Here is a 19,070-nt window from a genome sequence, read left to right as displayed (position 1 = left end):
CGCGCAACATTTGTCACCACAAAGCGATGAGGAGGTCGGATTGACGCTGAATGACCACACCGACTAGTGGATAATGCCCCGTCTGCGGATATTACCGGGCTTCATCAGTTCCCGGCTCTTCCGCATCGGTCAAAACTGTCGCTGCCCCCAACCGACGTCGTGCCAAGCACCAAATTTTCGCCCGCCATTCACGGTAGATGCCTAAGGTCTCGAAAGCCGAAGCTTCGTGAGGAGGATCGCTCGGCAATGCGGTTCGACTTTTGCAACGAAATAAGTCGGAGCGCTTGGAATCTAAACGGTTTCACCTGTATAGACGGGTGATGGATCTTATGCCTCGACTGAACTTGAACAGCGCCCAGCGGTCTGCCGACGTTGCTTCCCCGGATGCCCCACCGCGCTACGCAGCGATCAAACAGAGCATCCATGATGCGATCCGTGACGGCCGTTTGAAACCGGGCGACCGCGTGCCGTCGGAAGCCGATCTGGTCGGGCAATTCGACGTCTCGCGCATGACGGCAAACCGGGCGCTTCGCGAGTTGCAATCGGCAGGTATCATCATCCGCCGCGCAGGCAGCGGCTCGTTCATCGCCGAACCCAAACCAATCGGGCACATGATCGAGATTCGGAACATCGCCGAGGAAATTCGCGGACGCGGTCATGACTATCGGGCGAGGGTCGTCCAGAATGTCGAGGAGAAGGCCAACGCCGACACCGCCGCGCTGCTGGAGGTGCCGGTGGGTACGAAAATCTTCCACTCGATCATCGTCCATCACGAGGCCGAATTTCCGATCCAGCTTGAGGAGCGGTTCGTGCTTGCGTCCGCCGCGCCGGATTATGGTACGCTCGATTTCACGCAGTTGACGCCCAATGAATATTTGACGCGCACCGCGCCGCTCGAGCGGGTCGAGCACCGCGTCCGCGCGGAAATGCCCGACGCGCACACGCGCGGCATGCTTGGTCTCAACGAGGGGGAACCGGTTCTGCGCATGACCCGGCGGACCTGGAGCAACGGTCGGCTGGTGTCGCACGCCTGGCTCTCCCATCCCGGCACGCGCTTCGAGCTTTCCGCAGCTTTTTCGGTCGACGACTGACGCGTCAGGCCGTGCTGCGGGTAACGATGGGCTTGCGGCGACGGCGAAGCCAGCGGAAATCGGCGCGGCTGAAGCTTTTGAACAGCAGGTAGAATCCGGTCCCCGAAAGCCACAGCGCGCCGAATGCAACGAAGATGATCAACGGGTGATTGAAGCTCTTGCGGTTCACATAGTCCATATTGTGGAGCATCCAGAAGAAGTCCCACGTCCGCCAGGTATCGCCGCGCATCACGAGGAAGCGCGCCGTGTCGAGCGAGACATAGGCGCTGCTGTTCTCGGCGTCGGCAAAGTCGACGCGCCACATCGCACCTTCATGGTCGCGTGATTCCAGGTTTGGCTTCGCAATCACGCTCACCTTGCGGATCGGTGCCTCGTTCATCATCGATGCGACTTCGCGGGCCATCCCCGCATCGACGCGAATGTCCTCGCCGCTCGTAGCATCGACCAGCCGGACGCCCTTCACGGTGCGGAGTTCGTAGATCGGTCGGGCGCCAAGATCGCGCAAAACCACCCCGGTGACCGGTTCACCGCGCGGCAAGCTGGCGATGTTGAAATATTCCCCGGCCGGGAGCGGATGCGCGTGCGACATGCCGCCGCCGTGGCCGCCGACCTTGTCCTTGTCGAGCAGCGCCATCACCGATCCGCTGAGCGCCCAGAGCAGGAACTGCAGACCGAGGATCAGCCCCACCCATTTATGGATACGCCGGAAAAAGAGCGGGGTCAGCCGGATGCGTTTCATGCCTGTTTCCTTTTGCGGCGCTTGAAGGACCAGATCAGCAGCCAAGCTCCGGAGAACGCCATCGCAAAGGCGCTCCAGGTCGCGACGCGGAGCAGCGGGTTGTTGACGTCCGTCCGCTCGTCATAGTCCATGATATGCAGCATCCACGCGAAGTCGAAAACGCGCCACAGCGCGTGGCGGCGCGAGATGAGTTCGCCCGTCGTCGGCGACAGATAGAGCGTCGGCCGGTTCCAGCCTTCAAATTCGACCTGCCAATAGGGCGGCTTGCGCGCCTGCATTTCCTGCGGCGACTTGGTCAGAAGGCGCACCGAGACGATCTTGCCATCGCCCGTGTAGATGCGCCGCGCCTGCTCGCGGACCTGGGACTCGGTCAGGGCAGGCAGCGGCGCACCCGAACGCGCATCGAACAATCGTGCCCCGTCGGGCGTCTCGGCGCGCCAGACGGGCCGCCCCGAAAAGCGTTGGAGACGCAGTTCGGATGCGCCCGACGCGGCCGCGACGACCCTCGACGGCGGGGCCAAGCCGTCGAGGTCGAAGGGCTGGACCGCCGGGGAGCGGACCAAATGATCGCCGTGGATAATGTCGATATGGACCGCGACCATATACATGCCCGTCAGCGCCCAGAGCAGCGCTTGAACGCCGATGACGAGGGCCAGCCACTTATGCGTGCGCCGGATGACCAGCGGCCAACGTATTGCCATCTCCCGGTTCCTCAGAAAGCCGTTCGGAAGCCGACATAGAAGCGCCGGCCGAGCAGATCATAGGTCATCGTGTCGGTGTTCGCATCGGTGAAGGACTGGATATAGGGCGCCTTGCGATCGAAAAGATTGTCGATGCCGAGCTGGAAGCGCGTTTTTTCGTCGATCTCGTATGCGAGCTGGAGATTGTGATAGAAGACATTGGGCGTGCGATAGCCGATCTCTCCCGGCGCGGCGTTGAAGTCGGTCGCCTTGCCGATCCACTGGGTCGACCAGGTTGCGCTGATGCCGTCCTTTTCGGCCGTCAGCACGCCATAGCCGCGCCATTTCGAATAGCCGCCGTTGCCGCCGCCGATGAAGCCGTCGAAATCGATCGGCGCGCCGCCGGGGAAGGGCAGCACGACATATTTGTTGAGGTAGGTCAGATTGACGTCGAGCGAGAGGTTCACGCTGCCGACGCCGCCGGCGTAGACGAGTCCCAGATCGAGCCCGTTCATTTCCTCGCGGCCGGTGTTGATCGGCTGCGCCGAAAGGAAGGTCACTTCGCCGGTCAGCGGGCTGCGCGTGAAATCGTCGCAGAAGGGATGCGACAGATTCTGGCTCGCGTAGCAGATCGACAATTTGGTCGAGCCGGGGATGGCGCGGATCGCGTCCTTGATCTTGATGTCGAACCAGTCGGCGGTGAGCGACAGGCCGGGCACCAGCCCCTTGGGCGAGATCACCGTCCCGACGGTCCAGGTCGTCGAGCTTTCGGGTTTCAGATTTTCGTTGCCGCCAACGGTGGTCAGGATCGTCGTGCCGAGCTGGACATAGTTGGCGGGAACACCCGAGGCCTGGCAATTGGCGATCAGCGTCGCATTGCCGCTGGTCGAATAGCGCGAGCAGGGGTCGGTCGTGGTCAGATTGCCTTCCGACACGCCGCCATAAAGTTCCGGCACATTGGGGATGCGGAAGCCGGTGCCATAAGTGCCGCGCAGGCGGAAGCTGTCGCTGATCATCCAGTCGAGGCTGGCCTTGTAATTCCAGTCGCTGCCGAACAGATTATAGTCCGAATAACGTACCGCGCCGTCCAGCGTCAGCGCCTGGAAGAAAGGCTTGCCCGCGAGGATCGGCACCGACAGTTCGAGATACGCTTCCTTCGCCGTGGTTGAGCCCGAAATCGGGTCTTGCTGGTTTGTGTTGGCAATGCCGAGCACGGTCAGCGGATCGGGATCGCGCCAGCCCTTTTCCTTGCGATAGACGACCCCCGTCGCGAACGACACCGGACCCGCGGGAAGATTGAACAGGCTGCCGTTGAGATCGGCGGTGACCGTCGCCAGTTCGTTGCCGCCGCGATCGCGCGAGGTGAAAAGGATATAGTCGAGCACTTCGGGCGTCAGGTCGCCGGCGCCCAGATAGTCAGCGCAGGGGATCGACGCGCCCGCTGCAAGGCTGCACTTCGTCGTGTCGATCGTGTTGCGGACGCGCTCGAGGTTGGCGATGTTCGTCGATCCATCGACCGCAGTGTTGCGCCCGAATGCGCCCGCGACTTCCCACGCCCAGTTGTTCGACAATTTTCCGCGCAGCCCGAACGTGCCCTGCCACGTGTCGGTTTCCTGGAAGAATTGGCGCGGCCCCGGCTCAGCGAGGCGCCGCTGAATCAGCACGATATTCTCGCCGGTCGGGTTGGTGGGATTGCTCGCCGCGATCGCGAGGTTGCGCAGCGTGCCGGGGGTCGCGATCTGGTTCGACTTGCGGAAGGTATAGAGAAACTCGCCGAACGCCTCGATATTGTCGGTCAGGTCATAATCGGCGAAGAAGGCGGTGCTCACGCGCTCGACCGGGCTGACCGCGTTGAGGAAGGGCGCTGAGTTGAAATTATGCTTGGCCGCGCTGTACGGCTCGAAAAAGTCGCCGTCGCCGCCAGGGGTCTGATTGAAGTTGATCTGCTGCCCATTGGGAAGCACCGCGCGCCCGCCGATCGTCGAGGCGCTGTTGACGCACGAGAGCTGACCCGGCGTAACCTCGGCGAGCGAGCAAGGCGCGCGCGTCGCCATGTTGACCGCCTTCGTCTTCTGATAGGTGACCGCCGCCATGAAGCCGCCGCGATCGCCCCGAATGCCCCAGAGCAGGTCGGCGGTGAAATCGGAGCCGTCGCCCTTTTCGGTGATCCCCTGGCGGACGCTGAGGCCAAGCCCTTCATAGTCGGTGCGCGTCACCAGGTTGACGACGCCGGCCATCGCGTCGGCGCCATAGATGGCCGAGGCGCCGTCCTTGAGGACGTCGGTGCGCGCAAGCGCGGCGACCGGGATCATGTTGAGGTCGGGCGACGAGTTCGCGCCGGTGCCGCCGGCGACGAGGCGGCGGCCGTTGAGCAGCACGAGCGTCCGCTTGATGCCAAGCCCGCGCAGGTTGACCTGCGCTGTGCCATAGCCGTTGTTCGCCCAATAGGCCGAGGTCTGGTTTCCGGCGAACCCGGCGTTGGCGGGGAGTCGCTGGAGCACGGTCTCGATATTCACCAGGCCGGTATTCTCGATCTGCTCGGCCGAGACGACCGTGGCGGGACCGACGCCCGCGAGGTCTTGGCGACGAATGCGCGATCCCGTGACGACGATGTCAGAAGCGTTGGGGGCGTCCTCGGCGGCTGGCGCCTGTGCCGGAGCGTCGCTTTGCGCAAGGGCCGGCGTTGCGAAGGTAGCGACCATTGCGGCGCTGGCGAGCAAAATTGTCCTGGTCATCATAGCGAAACCCCTGATGGTTGGCTGATTCCCCTCAGAGAGCATCAAATGTATATACAGGTCAATAGGAATTTATTGAATCATATCAATTAGTTATGCAGGAAATTGCGGACGCATGATACCTACTAGATACGCACCCAAAAGCTCTACCCCTCATCAATTTTGAAATTTTTTTGCTGACCCGAGCCTTTTCGCGCAAGGAGCCGGCTGGCTCCTCCCTCGGCTTGCTCATGAAATGACATGATTAAGTGGGTCGGCACAGCTTGAGGCGGCCGACATGAACCGCTCAATGCGAGAGTATCTGTTCGAGAAACGTCCGTGCGCGCTCGCTTTTCGGCGCGGCGAAAAAATTGGCCGGGGTTGCGTCTTCGATGATCTGCCCTTGGTCCATAAAAAGAATTCTGTCAGCCGCCTCGCGCGCGAATCCCATTTCGTGCGTCACACACACCATCGTCCGTCCTTCGCCGGCAAGGGCCGTCATCACATCAAGTACCTCCTTGATCATCTCGGGATCGAGCGCCGATGTCGGCTCGTCGAAGAGAAGAATCCGGGGTTCCATCGCCAAAGCGCGAGCTATCGCGGCCCGCTGTTGCTGCCCTCCCGAAAGCTGCCCCGGATATTTGCCCGCCTGGTCGCCAATCCTCACTTTGTCCAAATAGGATATGGCGCGCGCCTCCGCCTCCGGAAGAGACAAGCCGCCGAGCAGGACGGGCGCGAGGGTGCAATTCTCCAGCACCGTCTTGTGCGGGAACAGATTGAACTGTTGAAAGACCATGCCGACGGCGCGGAGCGCCGCAACTGACTCCTGCGACGCCTCGGTTATCCTGGTTCCCTCGATCAGGACGGCGCCGGAGTCGGGCACCTCGAGCATGTTCATGCAGCGGATGAGCGTCGATTTGCCCGAACCCGAAGGTCCACAAATCACGATCCTCTCGCGCGGAGTGATTTCGAGGTCGATCGAGCGGAGCGCATGATAGGCGCCATAATATTTGTCGACCTGCCGCAAGCTGACGGCGGCGTGGCCCGAACCGTGGGTCATGACGCCTGCCCCCGACCGCGTAGCGCCCGTACCCGCGCAAAGGCTGCGGCGAGGTCGGCGATCAGATCCTGAGGCGCTTCGAGACCGGCGTGAATACGGATCAGCGCCCCATCTGCCTCGCCATTGGGAAAATCGCGGATCGGAGCGGGCCACGCCGGCACTGCGAGACTTTCGAAGCCGCCCCAGCTCGAACCGAGCTGGAATAACGAGAACTCGTCGAAAAAGGCGCTGGTTTCGGGCGGGGTCAGGCCATCGAGCTGAACACCGAATAATCCGGACGCACCGGTGAAATCCCGCTTCCAGATCGCATGGCCGGGATCGGCGGGATGGGCCGGATAGCGGACCGCAACCACTTCGGGTTGCTCGACAAACCAGTCGATCAGCGTCGCTGCGGTACGCTGGTGGCGTTCAAGGCGCGCATCGAGCGTCCTGATGCCCCGGTGGACGAGATAGCAATTGTCGGGACTCGCGCAGTTGCCCCAGCGCGCGGCGGCGTCCTTGAGCTGGCGGTAGACGGCATCGCTGGCGGCGGTCATCGTGCCGAGCAGGCAGTCGGAGTGTCCCGAGAGATATTTGGTTGCCGAGGCAAGCGAGATGTCGACGCCATGGGCCAAGGGCTTGAAGAAAACCGGCGTCGCCCAAGTGTTGTCAACGGCTGTCAAAATGCCCCGGCTGCGCGCGACCGCGGTGATCGCCGGCACGTCGATCATATCGAATGTCTGCGAGCCCGGGGTCTCCATATAGATGAGCCGGGTGTTGCTGCGGCACAGCCCGGCAATATCCGCTCCGATATCGGGTTGGAAATATTCCACCTCGACCCCGAAACGCGCGAGAACGTCGGTCAGAAACTTGCGGGTCGGCCCATAGACGCAATCCGCAACGAGCAGATGATCCCCCCCGGCCACGAAAGCCGTGAGGGCTAGCGCGATCGCGCTGGTTCCAGACGAGGTGATGACGGTGGCGCAGCCGCCTTCGAGTTCGCTGACAGCCTCGGCGAGCGCAAAGGTCGTTCGCGTTCCGTACAGGCCATAGATGACCTCATCGTAGAGCCCCTGGTGCCGGTCCATATAGGCTTCGACGCTGTCGTAGATAATGGTCGAGGCCCGGTCGACGGGTGGATTGATGAGGCCCCGCTGATCGCGAGGGCGGGGACCGCCGTGCACGGCACGCGTCGGATCCTGCCAGGCGTGCCCTTTCGAGCCCGCCGGCTCCTCGAGCCATTTTCCGTCATGATTATCCTGCATAGTTCAGTTTCCGTTCGATCTTCATGCTGAGCCGGGACAGGGAGAAACAAAGGAGGAAGAAGATTGTCCCGGTGAAAAGATAGGCTTCGGCGAAATAGGGTCGCCATTGCGCCTCGACGTAGGAGAGGCGGGTCGTCTGCAACAAATCGAAGACGCCGACGATGAGGACGAGCGTCGTGTTCTTCACCTCGCTGATCGAAGTGTTGACCAGTCCTGGTACGCTGACTTTCAGGGCCTGCGGCAACAGGACGTGGCGCCGCGCCTGCCATTTGGTGAGGCCAAGAGCATGCGCGGCCTCGGCCTGCCCGACGGGAACCGCCAGTAGGCCGCCCCGGATGACCTCCGCCATATAAGCGGCGGTGAAGAGAATGAGCGCGAGCTGGACCCGCGGCAGGCTGTCGATCGAGAGATAAGAGGGCACGAACAGCGGAAACAGGACCGCGGCGAGGAAGAGCACGCCGATCAGGGGCGTTCCACGAACCAGCTCGATGAAGGCGATGCTCGGCCAGCGAATGCCGCGCCGCGCTGACCTGCGGCCGAATGCGAGGAGTATGGCCAGCGGAAACGCGCCGACCACCGCGAGGCTCGCGAGCAGTAATGTGACCGGCAGGCCGCTCCACTTCTCCATCGGCACGTAGGAAAGGCCCACGAACCCGCCGCGCAGCAGAAGTACCGCCACTGCGATCGCGCCGAGCCAGGCCAGGCCGAGGCGGCTGCGCCAAAACCGTGGGACGAAGGAGAGCGCGAGACAGGAAAGCAGCGCCGCCACCGCCGCGGCGGAACGCCACTGCTCGGCTTCGGGATAGGTTCCGAACAATATAAGCCGCGCATTTTCATGGAGGAACGGCCAACAAGCGCCACTGGCCAAACGGCACTCGGCCGCGCCTCCTGCGAAGGTTGCGTCGAACAACAACCACGACAATCCCTTGCCGGCGAGAGCCGCCGTCACGGCGAGAATCGCGATGGTCAAGATCGATTGGCGCCCTCCCCTGAACAGATTGCGCCGCACCCATGTCGGCCACGCCGCGACCGGGCGCAGCGGAAACGGTTCGAGGGGCGCCGACTGGATGCTCCGGCCGGGCTGCCCGGCGACGCTCCAGCCCAGCCGGCGGGCATAGAGGCCGGTGACGAACGATAAGGACAGCGAAAGCAGAAGGAAGGTCGCGACGATCAGGCCGACGCCCTCGATCGCCTGGCCTGTCTGGCTGATGACGGTATCGACCACCGAGACAAACTCGGGATATCCGATCGCGACCCCCAGCGAGCTATTCTTGATCGTGTTGAGATGCCAGCTCGTCATCGGCGGTATGGCGATGCGCAGCGCTTGCGGCATCACAATCCGTCCCATTGTTTGTGCAGGCGACAGGCCAAGCGCTTTGGCGGCCTCGGTCTGCCCTGCGGGAACCGCGAGGATCGCGCCGCGGAATATCTCGGCCAGATAGGCCGAGGCATAGACCGAAAGGCTGGCGACCAGCGTCAGAAACTCTGTGGAGAGCGACAGGCCGCCGATGGTTCCGAAGCGCCCCGCCCGCGGCAGATCGATCCCGCCCCACAGCAGGAGCGGAACCATGACAATGCCCGCGAGGGCCAGCACCGTGCGAGCACGAGCGCGCCCCCGCCGCACGGCACCGAACAGGATCGCACAGGCGACCATAGCGATGAGCAAGACCGGCCGTCCCGGATCGGCCAAGGAGAGCGCGGGGAGGTGCAATCCCCGATTGTCGAGGTCGAGGGCACCGACGGCGCCCGAACCGGGGCCGGGCAGACCGAACAGCAGCGCAGCATACCAGACAAACATCTGGAGCAGCAGCGGAATGTTGCGAACCAGCTCGATATATAGGCCGGAGAGCCTCGCAAGCAGCCAGTTGGACGACAGGCGCGCGATGCAGACCGCGAGGCCGAGCAAGGTCGAGAAGATGATACCGAGCGCCGATATCAGAAGCGTGTTGAGAAGACCCACCGCCAGCGCCGCGGCATAGGAATCGCCCGGCGCGTAAGCGATCAGCGTTTCACCGATCGCGAAACCCGCCCGGTCGAACAGGAAACCGAACCCCGTCCGGATGTTTCGGTCCGCGAGATTGTCCGTCAATGTCGCAAACAGGCCATAAGCGGCCACAAGTCCGCCTGCCAAAAGCAGCCAGGGCAGCGCAGCGATCGCAAGCCGTCTCCGCGCCGGGATCATCGCATCGGCAACGGGTAGATCAGCCCGCCGTCCCGATAGAGCTTATTTTGCCCGCGTTCGACGCCGAGCGGCGTGATGTGCCGGTCGAAGATTTCGCCATAATTGCCCGTCGCCTCGATCGCCCGATACGCCCAGTCATCGTCGAGGCCGAGCGACTTGCCGAATCCGGGCAGGCCGCCAAGCATCTTGCGAACTTCGGGGTCGCGCGAGGTCATGCGCATGCGCGCCGCATTCGCGCGGGTGACCCCCATTTCCTCGGCAGCGAAGAGCGCGTTCAGCACCCATTTGTTGATCTCATACCATTGCTCGTCGTCGCTGCGCACGACGGGGCCGACCGGCTCCTTGGTGAGCCGTTCGGGCAGCACCACATAATCGTCGGGATGCGCGGCATCGGCGAGACGGATCACAGTGAGCGTGAAAGCATCGGTGGTCATCGCGTCGCATCGTCCCGCAAAGAAGGCGAGCTTCGCTTCCTCGGGATTCTCAAACACGACCGACTGGAAGCGTAGCCCCTTGCGCTCGAAATATTCGGCGGTGTTGAGTTCAGAAGTCGTTCCCTTGGTGATGCAGATCGACGCGCCGTCAAGATTTGCGGGCAGCCGCACGCCCGACCGACGCGGCACCAGAAAACTCTGCCCGTCATAATACATGGTGCCGACGAAATTCACCCCGAGGTCGGTGTCGCGCGTCAGCGTCCATGTCGTCGTCCGCGACAGGACGTCGGCCTCGCCCGTCTGCACGATCGTGAAGCGCTTGTTCGAGGCGACCGGCATGAACCGGACCTTGCGGGCATCGCCGAGGACCGCGGCGGCGAGCGCCCGGCAATAATCGACGAAGAACCCCTGCCAGCGCCCGCGCTTGTCGAGATAGGACATACCGAGCTGACCCGTATGAATGGCGCAATTGAGCGTTCCGCGCGCGCGAATCCGCGCGAGCGTAGATCCCTTCGCCGCGGCAATCTCATATCCGCCGGTGCCGGCCGGCTCGCGGTCGCAGCCGCCAAGAAGCAGGGCGCCGGCGGCGAGCAGCGCCGGAAGCCAGCGGCGCGGTGCGTGCGACCTATTCATAAACGAGGCTTTCGATGCTAGCGCCATAAGAAATAGCTATAGGGAGGGATATTCGATGAATCTGCGTCACCTCGAAGCCTTCAGAGCCGTAATGCTCTCCGGATCGGTTACCCAGGCCGCACAGTCGCTCAACCTGTCGCAACCCGCAGTGAGCAAGATGCTTGCCGAGCTCGAGCATCAGCTGGGCTTTCAGCTCTTCCTGCGCTCGCGCGGCAGCGCGCTCACTGTGACGCCCGAAGCCGACGCCTTCTACTATGAAGTCGAGCGGAGTTTCTCGGGTATTGCGGCCCTGAAGCGAGTAGCGGAAGACATTCGCAACATGGCGACCGGTACGCTCCGGATCGCCGCCCTCCCGGCGCTCGCGGTCAGTTTCCTGCCGCGCGTGATCGCGGCCTTTCGCGAGACACATCCCGGCGTCACCGTTCAGCTCCAGACCCGCAGCTCCTCGACGGTTCGGCAATGGATGGCGAACCAGCAGTTCGACATCGGGCTCGCAACGCCGGCGCGCGAACTGCCCGGCATAAGGATGGAGCGCTTCCTGCGCTGCCCCGGCGCCTGCGTTCTCCCTGCCGGTCACCGGCTCGCGGCCAGGGACGTCATCAGGCCGGCCGATCTCGAAGGTGAGCCCTTCATTTCGCTCGCGCTCGAGGATGGCGTGCGTCACCGCATCGACCGCATTTTCGAAGACGCGGGCGTCCACCGCGAGATGGTCATCGAAACCCAATATGCGATGACCATCTGCGCGCTTGTCATGCAGGGGGTCGGATGTTCGATTCTCAACCCCGTGACCGCAGCGGATTATGCCGAGCGGGGCCTTACGGTCCGTGATTTCGCGCCGGAGGTCCATTTCGAATATATGCTCTTCACGCCGAAGTTGAAGCCGATGTCCCAAGTCGCTGCGGCCTTTATAGCGGTGCTCGAATCCCACCGCGACGCGATGTTCGGCTCCGACGCCAGCTGAAGACACAGGTCGCCGCACGGCCCTCACGGCCACCGATCAAAAGGAGGCGGTCGCGCGGACGTACCAGAAGCCCCCATTGAACCCGGTCGGCGCGAAGCGGAGATATCGGATCCCGTTGTTGATCTGGGATTGCCGCGCCTCGACGTCAGGATAATTGTCGAAGATATTCTCGCCGCCGACCGCAAGCTTGAGCATGTCGCTGACCTTGTAGGACAGCTCGAGATCGACCAATAGTTCGGCACCGCCCGTCTGGTCGGCAGCCGGGGCCGCGCCATAGTCGGTCCATTTGCCGTAATAATTTGCACGTGCGACGAAGCCGAAGCGCTCACCCGCGTAGGTGAAGGACGCATTGCCCTTCCACTTCGGAACGAAGCCCTCGAGCTCGAGCAGACGCTCGCGGTCCGCAGTGATCACCGGCGAGGCCTTGATGACATCGGTTTTGGTATAATTGCCGTTGAGACCGAGCGTGGCCTTGCCGCCGCCGAGGTCGAAGCCCACGGTGAGCACCGCGTCGACGCCCTGGGTACGGCTGTCGAAGGAGTTGGTGAAGAAGCTCACCTGCTGGAAGGAGTCTCCGCCGGGAATGCCGAGGGCAGCGAGCTGCGCGCGCTGCGCCGGGGTGAGGTTGAAGTTGCCCGAAACGGCGATCCGGTCTTCGACCTTGATGTTGAAATAGTCGATGGTGAGGGTGACCCGATTGGAAGGTTTCACCACGATGCCACCGGCCAGGTTGAACGAATTCTCGGGCTTGAGCGGCGTCGCGCCGAAAAATTGTGCCACCGGATTATTGGGTGCGATGATGCCCGCAGTAAGCGGCGCTCCGGTCACCGAGTCGATGTTGGTCTGGACCTGCGACGCGTTTGACTGGCCGGGAGTCGGCGCGCGGAACCCCGTGTTGACCGAACCGCGCACCGCGAAGACATCCGAAAAATCATATCGCCCGTTGACCTTCCAGGTGAACTTCGAGCCGAAGTCCGCATAATTCTCGTAGCGACCCGCGAGACCGAACTGGAGCGCCTCGGTGATATTGCCCTCGAGCGACGTATAGGCAGCCCAGTTGCTGCGCGCGAACTCACCTGCCTGGATGGGACTGAAGCCCGGGAAGCCGTTCGAACCGACCGGCAGCCCGACGCGGTTTCCGGTGTCGGGATCGATGACCGACGCGAAGGGTCCGACTTGCCAAGATGCCATGTCGCCGGCCGTGATCTCGTAGGTCTCGCGCCGATACTCGAGGCCGCCAGCAAGCGTCAGCGGGTCGGATGTGCCGATCGCGATGGGATAGGTGAGATCGAGATTGAAGGCGAGTTCGCGCTGTTCGAGCTGCCCCGGCTTGAAGGATGTCGGCGAAGCGAGGCCGAGCGACGGATTGACGGTATTGTCGATCCGGTAGGAGGCATGGTTCTGGCCGTAGGACGCGCTGAGGTCATAGGTCAGGCCCGAGGAGAATTCGCCCTTGAGGCCGGATGCCAGCGCGGCATCGGTCACCGTCGCGCCAAACTCGGGCGTAAAACCGCCGGGAAACAGCTGGCGGAAGCTGAACCGCTGTCCTCCGGGCGTACCCGTGAGCGGAATCGAGGTGGAAATGAAGCTGGCATTGGGGTTGCGGTAGAAGAAGGCCGTCGTGCCGCGGCTCCAGCTGTAGTTGCCGAAGGTGTAGAACTCCATCTCGTCCGACAGTTCGATGCCCGCGTTGACGAAGATGCGCGCCGCCTCGGATTCGGGATTGCCCCAGCGCTGCGCCGGGACCGGGACGTCCTGAACGCCGGCATCGATGAGCGCCTGGGCGTCGGGACGCTGGATGCCGCGCGACGTCGTGCTGGCGTTCACATATTCGCCGCTGATGTTGACAAAACCCGCGTCGGTGAAGGGAAGCCCGACATTGCCCTGGACGAGGAAATCCTCGCCGTCGCCCTTGTAGAATTGGCCGTAGCGGGCGATCAGCAGCCCGCCCTCGCGGTCGCGGCGCAGACCGAAATTGAGCACGCCCGCGATCGCATCCGATCCATAGAGCGCCGACGCGCCGTCGCGCAGAACCTCGAGCTGGCCGATCGCGATCGACGGGATCGCCGAAAGATCGGGTCCCTGCGATCCCCGGATATAGGGAACATTGGTGAACTGGACCGTCGCGCCGCGATGGCGCCGCTTGCCGTTCACGAGCACCAGCGTCTGGTCCGGCGGCAGGCCGCGGAGCGAGAAAGGCCGGGTGAAGACGGCGCCGTCGTTGCTGACGAGGCGCTGGACGTTGAGCGACGGGACCTCGGTGCGGAGGAGGTCGTTCATGTCGGCCGTGCCCTTTTCGAGCAATTCGGCGCCGGAGATGATGTCGATCGGTTGGGCGGAATCAGCCGCCTTGAGATCGTTTCGCCGCGTGCCCGTCACGATAATTTCGCCCTGCGTCGTGCCCGGCTTCGATGCCTCTTCGGCGGTATCTTGTGCGAAAGCGGCGACGGCCGACGTGGCGGCCAGAACGGCAATTATCGAGCCACTGGTGCGAAGCAATTTCCTCATGGTCCCCTCCCATTTACGAAAGCTCTCGGCTTCGCCACCGAGCTATCTTTGTGACCGTGGCATGACCAGAAATAATCACGACTCATCGCTAAAAACGAGATGGTTATTCCATATAGTTATATCTCTCGCTCCGTGCCGCGCGGCGGCGCGCCGCGCCCAACCCGCGGCCTCGCCGGTCCATTCTCCCGGACGGGCTCCGGCGCGAACAGCATGATCTGCGGGTGCCGCCCGCCATTGCGGCGAACAGGCGGCCGGTCCCGCGGGTGATTACCAGTCCCGGCGGGCGCTTCATGCCGGCTGTCCTTGGGTGGTCGGCCGACAAGCCTCATCGGCAAATGATCTCTTACTTTTTATCCATATCGTGCCCGGCGTGCGGATCGGGCTCGGTTTCTACGGGCTTCGGCGCTTCCGGCGCGGCCTTCGCCCGCGGCGGAACAGCAGGTTTTGCGGCAGGTTTGGAATTCTCCGTCGGCCTTGCTGCTTCTGTCGGTGCCGCTTCAGGGGCTGTTGGCGTCTCGTCGGCAGCCGGCGTAGTCTCGACCATTGCCGGGGCCTCACCGGCAGGGACTTCGCCTTGTTTCGGCGCCGTGTCGCTCTTCTGCGCAGGCTCCGCGCCGCATCCCGCCAGTGCGACCATAAGCGCTGCGGCGCTCGCGAGGGGAGTATATCTCATCATATCAATCTCCACTTGTCGTTCCGACAGCTCATGCGGGAAATTGCGCAACCTTGCCGTCGCCAGCGAACGCCATCACTTCGAAGGCGTCGGTGCTTCCATCCGGCATTTCCATGCCCGGAGATCCGCGCGGCATGCCAGGCACGGCGATCCCGCGAATGTCGCGCGGCTTGTCGCGAAGCAGCTTCGCGACATGTGGCATCGGCACATGGCCTTCGATGGCATAGCCACCGACGATCGCGGTGTGACACGAAGCTAGCTCGTCGGGCACACCATATCGCGCCTTTACGGCAGGCATGTCGGAACGGTTCTCAACGGTCACCGCATAGCCCGCCGCGCGCGCAATATCCGCCCAGGCTTCACAGCATCCGCATTCGGGATCGCGATAGACGAGCATCTGCCGGATGTTCGCCGCATCGGCGCGGGGCTCGCGAGCCCCGCCGTCTTTGTCGCTGGTTGCCGCCGGTCCCGAGGAAGAATTGCATGCCGCAAGCGCCACCCCCGACCCGGCGGCGATCAGGCCGAGAAGGTGGCGGCGCGTCATCGGACTTTTCATGTCATTTCCTCGCGAGAATGGATTTCATCTGTTCGATTTCGGCCGCCTGCCCCGCGATGATGCCGCGGCACAGTTCGCGTATTTCGGCATCCTTGAGGGAAGCCTGTTCGCACATGAGGATCGCGCCCGAATGATGCGGGATCATCGAACGCAAGAAGGCCGTGTCGCCGATCGTCGTCTGTGTCCGGATCAGCGCGAAGCTCCCGAAGAAGGCGCCTGCCGATCCCAGCAGCAGGAGCGTATTGAGACGTTTCGATGGGAACATGCCCGGCATTGCGACGATCATCAGCACGACCATCGGCGAAACCATCATCAGCGTCATGTAGAGCATGTTGAGATTATTGTAGAAGCTCGAGAGGCGGTCGATCATGACGAACATCACCAAATACATGATGACGCCGCTGACGATCGTCTGCAGCGCGAGGCTGCGATAGGCTGGTTTCACGGCATTTCTCCTCGACGTGTCGCCACCCCGCGAAACTTCTAGAACCAGGCCCGCACCCCCATCACGAAGCTGACTCCGCTCGCATCCTCGCCCGCGGCGCGGGCAAAACGCGCAGTATCGCCGACCTTGCGCGCCCATTCGACGCCGACATAAGGCGCGAACTCCTTCACGACCTCGTAACGCAGACGAAGTCCGAGCTCGAAGTCGGAGAGGCCCGAGCCAACGCCGGTCTCGGGGACATCTTGGAGCGCAAAATTGACTTCCGCCATCGGCTGGAGGATCAGTTTCTGGGTGATGCGCTGGTCGTAATAGCCTTCGAGCCGGGCGAGCAGGTCACCCTTGCTCGAAAGAAACAGCGCGCCCTCGACTTCGAACCAATAGGGGGCGAGCCCCTCGAAGCCGATCGTCGCATAGGTGCGGTCGGGGCCGGGCCCAAGATCCTGCCTGATACCCGCTTGCGCGTTGAAATAGGGCCCGATCGCCCGGCTGTAGAGCGCCTGCACCTCGGCGCTCTCGATGCCTTCGCCGAACACGCCTTCGCCTTCGCTCTTGAGCGTCAGCCGGTTGATGTCGCCACCATACCAGGCCTCACCGTCCCAGCGGAAACCATCGCGCCCTTTGCGCGCCTGATATTCGGCGAGGTTGAAGCTGATGAAAGCGATGGTCTGCGCGCCATTCTCTTTCATCATGTCGTGGCGCGAATGCTCCATTTCGGCTTTGGGGTAGATGCGATCGGCATACCAGTCGCCGGGAGGAGCGGGTGCGGCGGCATCGCCCGGCGGCAAGTCGGTGCCGCTGGCGCCGCTCATCGTCGCCATGCCTTCCATTCCGGCCATGGGGTCCGCAGACCCGACCTTCGGGGTGCAATGGCCCATTTTGGCATGTTCGGGCGGACAATCGGGATCGGACGGCGCCGCCGTGCCATGATCCATCGCGCCCATGTCAGAAGCGCCCTTGTCCGAAGCCTCCGCCTCGGGCGTACAATGACCCATCGCCGCATGTTCGGGCGGGCAGGTCGAAGTATTGGGCTCCATGTCCATGCCCTGCATGTTCCCATGGTCCATCTGCTCCATCGACCCTTCGGCGGGCGCTTCGGGCGCGGGCTGCGCTACCGGCGCTGGCGCTGGCGTTGGCGAGGGAGCGGGTGTCGGAGCGGGCGCCGCACCATGCATAGAATGATCCATCGACTGCGCTGCAGCGGGCACAGCAAATGTCAGCGGGGCGATGCCCGCGAGGAGAAGCGCGATCCGGGTCATTCGCCGTCTCCCTTCGGGCGCACGCTGACGACGCGCATCATCCCGGCATGCATGTGATAAAGAAGGTGGCAGTGGAAGGCCCAGTCGCCGAGCGCGTCGGCGGTGAAATCGAAGCTCGCGATGCCGCCCGGCTGGACAAGCACCGTATGCTTGCGCGGCGACCGGTCGCCCTTGCCCGTCACCAGCTCGAAAAAATGGCCGTGGAGGTGGATCGGGTGGCTCATCATCGAATCGTTGATGAGGTTGATCCGCACGCGCTCTCCCTCGATGAAGGGGATGGGCTCGTGATAGTCGGACATCTTGATGCCGTCGAACGACCACATGAAGCGTTCCATATTGCCGGTCAGATGGATGTCGAGCGAGCGCGAGGCGGCGCGCGTATCGGGGTTGCGCTCGAGTGCGACAAGGTCGTGGTAGGTCAGCACCTTGTGCCCGACATCTTCCAGACCCTGCCCCGGCTCGCCCATGCGATCCATCGGCATCGGCGAGATCGTCTGGACGCTGGGATCGCGCTTGACCTGCGGCGCGACACTGAAGTCGCGCATGCTGTGCTGCATGCCTCCGCCCGATCCATGATCCATGCCCGCCATCGCGCCGCCATCGCCTGCGGGCGTACAATGGCCCATCTTGGCATGCTCGGGGGGACAGGAAGGATCGCTCGCCGGCATGGGCATGGCGCCCATATCGCCGCCCGAATGGTCCATACCAGCCATCGAGCCGCCCGACATGTCGCCCATGCCCATGTCCTTCATGGTCGCGAGCGGGCGTTCGCGCAGCGGCGGCACCTCGGCGACCATGCCCGCGCGCGGTGCGAGCGTTGCGCGGCCCATGCCCGAGCGGTCATTGGCCTCGGCAACGAGCGTATAAGCACGGTCCTCGACCGGGGTCACGATGACGTCATAGGTTTCGGCGACCGCGATCTGGAACTCGTCAATCTCGGTCGGCACGACATTGAGCCCATCAGCCTGGACGACGGTCATCCTGAGGCCCGGGATGCGGACGTTGAAGATCGTCATCGCCGACGCATTGACGATGCGCAGGCGTACCCGCTCGCCGGGGCTGAAGAGCGCGGTCCAGTTGTCGCGCGGACCATGGCCGTTGACGAGGAAAGTGTAGGTCGAACCATTGACGTCGGCGACGTCGGTCGGGTCCATCCGCATCTTGCCCCAATCGATCCGCTCCTTGAGCGGTTGATCCCTGCCGGCAAGCAGGCCCGCCAGCGTCTGGCGCTGCATGTTGAAATGGCCGGGATTGACCTTGAGCTTGCGGAAGATCGCCTCGGGCGACAATTGACTGTGGTCGGACAGGACGACGACATGCTCGCGGTCGTAGCCGATCGGGTCGGCGCCCGCGGGATCGATGACGATCGGGCCATAATGGCCGAGTTGTTCCTGAAGCCCCGAATGGCTGTGATACCAATAAGTCCCCGATTGAACGACCGGGAATTCATAGACAAACTTCGAACGCGGCTTGATACCCGGGAAGCTGACGCCGGGCACGCCGTCCATCTGGAACGGCAGAATCAGGCCGTGCCAGTGGATCGAGCTATCCTCGTCGAGATCGTTGACGACGGTCAGGCGCGCGGTCTGCCCTTCCTTGAGCCGGACGAGGGGCGCGGGCACGGTGCCGTTGATCCCGATCGCACGGCTGACCTTGCCGTCGATGCGCATCGTCTGGCGCGCGATGCGTAGCGTGATGTCGTTACCGGATACGGTCGGAAGGGGCGCGGTAATGCCGGACGACACCGGCTGGGCCCAGGCCGGGAACCATGTGGCCATCGCCGCAGCCGCCCCTCCGCCCAAAGCTCCACTGACGAACCGACGCCTTTCCATCTGCATATTCTTTCCGACCGTTGCTGACTGTTCCTAAAGCTATACGCAGGCGGCACGGCTGC

The 19,070-nt window shown here is 63.2% G+C and carries 15 protein-coding genes; 2 read left to right on the top strand and 13 right to left on the bottom strand.

The features are described 5' to 3' along the window. The first annotated feature begins 260 nt into the window (after window positions 1-260). Window positions 261-1,091, top strand: a complete 831-nt coding sequence (gene hutC, locus ATE71_RS04780; RefSeq protein ID WP_235587904.1) for a histidine utilization repressor — start codon at window positions 261-263, stop codon at window positions 1,089-1,091. 4 nt (window positions 1,092-1,095) lie between these two features. Here hutC and ATE71_RS04775 read toward each other — a convergent pair whose 3' ends face one another. The 7 genes from ATE71_RS04775 to ATE71_RS04745 all read right to left on the bottom strand — a co-directional run bounded on the left by ATE71_RS04775 (window position 1,096) and on the right by ATE71_RS04745 (window position 10,777). After that, on the bottom strand, window positions 1,096-1,830 hold the full coding sequence (locus tag ATE71_RS04775; RefSeq protein WP_058802332.1) for a PepSY domain-containing protein: 735 nt from the start codon (window positions 1,828-1,830) through the stop codon (window positions 1,096-1,098). Continuing rightward, window positions 1,827-2,531 carry a PepSY domain-containing protein gene (locus ATE71_RS04770; protein ID WP_058802331.1) on the bottom strand — a complete coding sequence of 235 codons (705 nt, stop codon included), beginning with the start codon at window positions 2,529-2,531 and terminating at the stop codon, window positions 1,827-1,829. The genes ATE71_RS04775 and ATE71_RS04770 overlap by 4 nt, the downstream gene beginning before the upstream one ends. A gap of 11 nt (window positions 2,532-2,542) precedes the next feature. After that, window positions 2,543-5,248 carry a TonB-dependent receptor domain-containing protein gene (locus ATE71_RS04765; RefSeq protein ID WP_058802330.1) on the bottom strand — a complete coding sequence of 902 codons (2,706 nt, stop codon included), beginning with the start codon at window positions 5,246-5,248 and terminating at the stop codon, window positions 2,543-2,545. A gap of 283 nt (window positions 5,249-5,531) precedes the next feature. Further along, a complete protein-coding gene (locus ATE71_RS04760) occupies window positions 5,532-6,284 on the bottom strand; it encodes an amino acid ABC transporter ATP-binding protein (protein WP_058802329.1) in 753 nt (250 codons plus the stop codon). Then, window positions 6,281-7,528 carry a cystathionine beta-lyase gene (gene metC, locus ATE71_RS04755; protein ID WP_058802328.1) on the bottom strand — a complete coding sequence of 416 codons (1,248 nt, stop codon included), beginning with the start codon at window positions 7,526-7,528 and terminating at the stop codon, window positions 6,281-6,283. The genes ATE71_RS04760 and metC overlap by 4 nt, the downstream gene beginning before the upstream one ends. After that, entirely contained in the window at window positions 7,518-9,710 is a 2,193-nt protein-coding gene (locus ATE71_RS04750; RefSeq protein WP_235587903.1) for an ABC transporter permease subunit, read from the bottom strand. The genes metC and ATE71_RS04750 overlap by 11 nt, the downstream gene beginning before the upstream one ends. Further along, window positions 9,707-10,777 carry an amino acid ABC transporter substrate-binding protein gene (locus tag ATE71_RS04745; protein ID WP_235587902.1) on the bottom strand — a complete coding sequence of 357 codons (1,071 nt, stop codon included), beginning with the start codon at window positions 10,775-10,777 and terminating at the stop codon, window positions 9,707-9,709. Before ATE71_RS04745 ends, ATE71_RS04750 begins: the two co-directional genes overlap by 4 nt. Before the next feature lie 55 nt (window positions 10,778-10,832). Here ATE71_RS04745 and ATE71_RS04740 point away from each other — a divergent pair, with 55 nt between their 5' ends. Beyond that, window positions 10,833-11,738 carry a LysR substrate-binding domain-containing protein gene (locus ATE71_RS04740; RefSeq protein ID WP_058802326.1) on the top strand — a complete coding sequence of 302 codons (906 nt, stop codon included), beginning with the start codon at window positions 10,833-10,835 and terminating at the stop codon, window positions 11,736-11,738. 36 nt (window positions 11,739-11,774) lie between these two features. On the opposite strand, the gene ATE71_RS04735 is transcribed toward ATE71_RS04740, so the two are convergent. The 6 genes from ATE71_RS04735 to ATE71_RS04715 all read right to left on the bottom strand — a co-directional run bounded on the left by ATE71_RS04735 (window position 11,775) and on the right by ATE71_RS04715 (window position 19,008). Beyond that, on the bottom strand, window positions 11,775-14,246 hold the full coding sequence (locus ATE71_RS04735; RefSeq protein WP_058802325.1) for a TonB-dependent receptor plug domain-containing protein: 2,472 nt from the start codon (window positions 14,244-14,246) through the stop codon (window positions 11,775-11,777). Between the two features lie 343 nt (window positions 14,247-14,589). Continuing rightward, a complete protein-coding gene (locus ATE71_RS22015; RefSeq protein WP_152998647.1) occupies window positions 14,590-14,934 on the bottom strand; it encodes a hypothetical protein in 345 nt (114 codons plus the stop codon). Between the two features lie 16 nt (window positions 14,935-14,950). After that, window positions 14,951-15,475, bottom strand: coding sequence for a DUF411 domain-containing protein (locus ATE71_RS04730; RefSeq protein ID WP_058802324.1), 525 nt, complete (start codon window positions 15,473-15,475; stop codon window positions 14,951-14,953). Between the two features lies 1 nt (window position 15,476). Then, window positions 15,477-15,866, bottom strand: a complete 390-nt coding sequence (locus ATE71_RS04725; protein ID WP_234179369.1) for a DUF305 domain-containing protein — start codon at window positions 15,864-15,866, stop codon at window positions 15,477-15,479. A 92-nt stretch (window positions 15,867-15,958) separates the two neighbouring features. Continuing rightward, window positions 15,959-17,176 (bottom strand): copper resistance protein B, encoded by a 1,218-nt coding sequence (locus ATE71_RS04720; RefSeq protein ID WP_058802322.1) that lies wholly within the window; start codon window positions 17,174-17,176, stop codon window positions 15,959-15,961. Beyond that, a complete protein-coding gene (locus ATE71_RS04715) occupies window positions 17,173-19,008 on the bottom strand; it encodes a copper resistance system multicopper oxidase (RefSeq protein WP_414892465.1) in 1,836 nt (611 codons plus the stop codon). Before ATE71_RS04715 ends, ATE71_RS04720 begins: the two co-directional genes overlap by 4 nt. Window positions 19,009-19,070 lie beyond the last annotated feature (62 nt).

Origin of the sequence: Sphingopyxis sp. H115 (genome assembly GCF_001468465.1) — a bacterium.
In the GTDB taxonomy this organism is placed as follows: domain Bacteria; phylum Pseudomonadota; class Alphaproteobacteria; order Sphingomonadales; family Sphingomonadaceae; genus Sphingopyxis.
Note: the sequence above shows the minus strand (reverse complement) of the source record. Positions and strands in the feature narration are given on the sequence as shown.

Bases quoted from the DNA above. Each gene is read 5' to 3' on its own strand.
- ATE71_RS04775 (WP_058802332.1), bottom strand. From the start codon at position 1,830: ATGAAACGCATCCGGCTGACCCCGCTCTTTTTCCGGCGTATCCATAAA.
- ATE71_RS04770 (WP_058802331.1), bottom strand. From the start codon at position 2,531: ATGGCAATACGTTGGCCGCTGGTCATCCGGCGCACGCATAAGTGGCTG.
- ATE71_RS04765 (WP_058802330.1), bottom strand. From the start codon at position 5,248: ATGATGACCAGGACAATTTTGCTCGCCAGCGCCGCAATGGTCGCTACC.
- ATE71_RS04760 (WP_058802329.1), bottom strand. From the start codon at position 6,284: ATGACCCACGGTTCGGGCCACGCCGCCGTCAGCTTGCGGCAGGTCGAC.
- metC (WP_058802328.1), bottom strand. From the start codon at position 7,528: ATGCAGGATAATCATGACGGAAAATGGCTCGAGGAGCCGGCGGGCTCG.
- ATE71_RS04750 (WP_235587903.1), bottom strand. From the start codon at position 9,710: ATGATCCCGGCGCGGAGACGGCTTGCGATCGCTGCGCTGCCCTGGCTG.
- ATE71_RS04745 (WP_235587902.1), bottom strand. From the start codon at position 10,777: ATGAATAGGTCGCACGCACCGCGCCGCTGGCTTCCGGCGCTGCTCGCC.
- ATE71_RS04740 (WP_058802326.1), top strand. From the start codon at position 10,833: ATGAATCTGCGTCACCTCGAAGCCTTCAGAGCCGTAATGCTCTCCGGA.
- ATE71_RS04735 (WP_058802325.1), bottom strand. From the start codon at position 14,246: ATGAGGAAATTGCTTCGCACCAGTGGCTCGATAATTGCCGTTCTGGCC.
- ATE71_RS04730 (WP_058802324.1), bottom strand. From the start codon at position 15,475: ATGAAAAGTCCGATGACGCGCCGCCACCTTCTCGGCCTGATCGCCGCC.
- ATE71_RS04725 (WP_234179369.1), bottom strand. From the start codon at position 15,866: ATGTATTTGGTGATGTTCGTCATGATCGACCGCCTCTCGAGCTTCTAC.
- ATE71_RS04720 (WP_058802322.1), bottom strand. From the start codon at position 17,176: ATGACCCGGATCGCGCTTCTCCTCGCGGGCATCGCCCCGCTGACATTT.
- ATE71_RS04715 (WP_414892465.1), bottom strand. From the start codon at position 19,008: ATGGAAAGGCGTCGGTTCGTCAGTGGAGCTTTGGGCGGAGGGGCGGCT.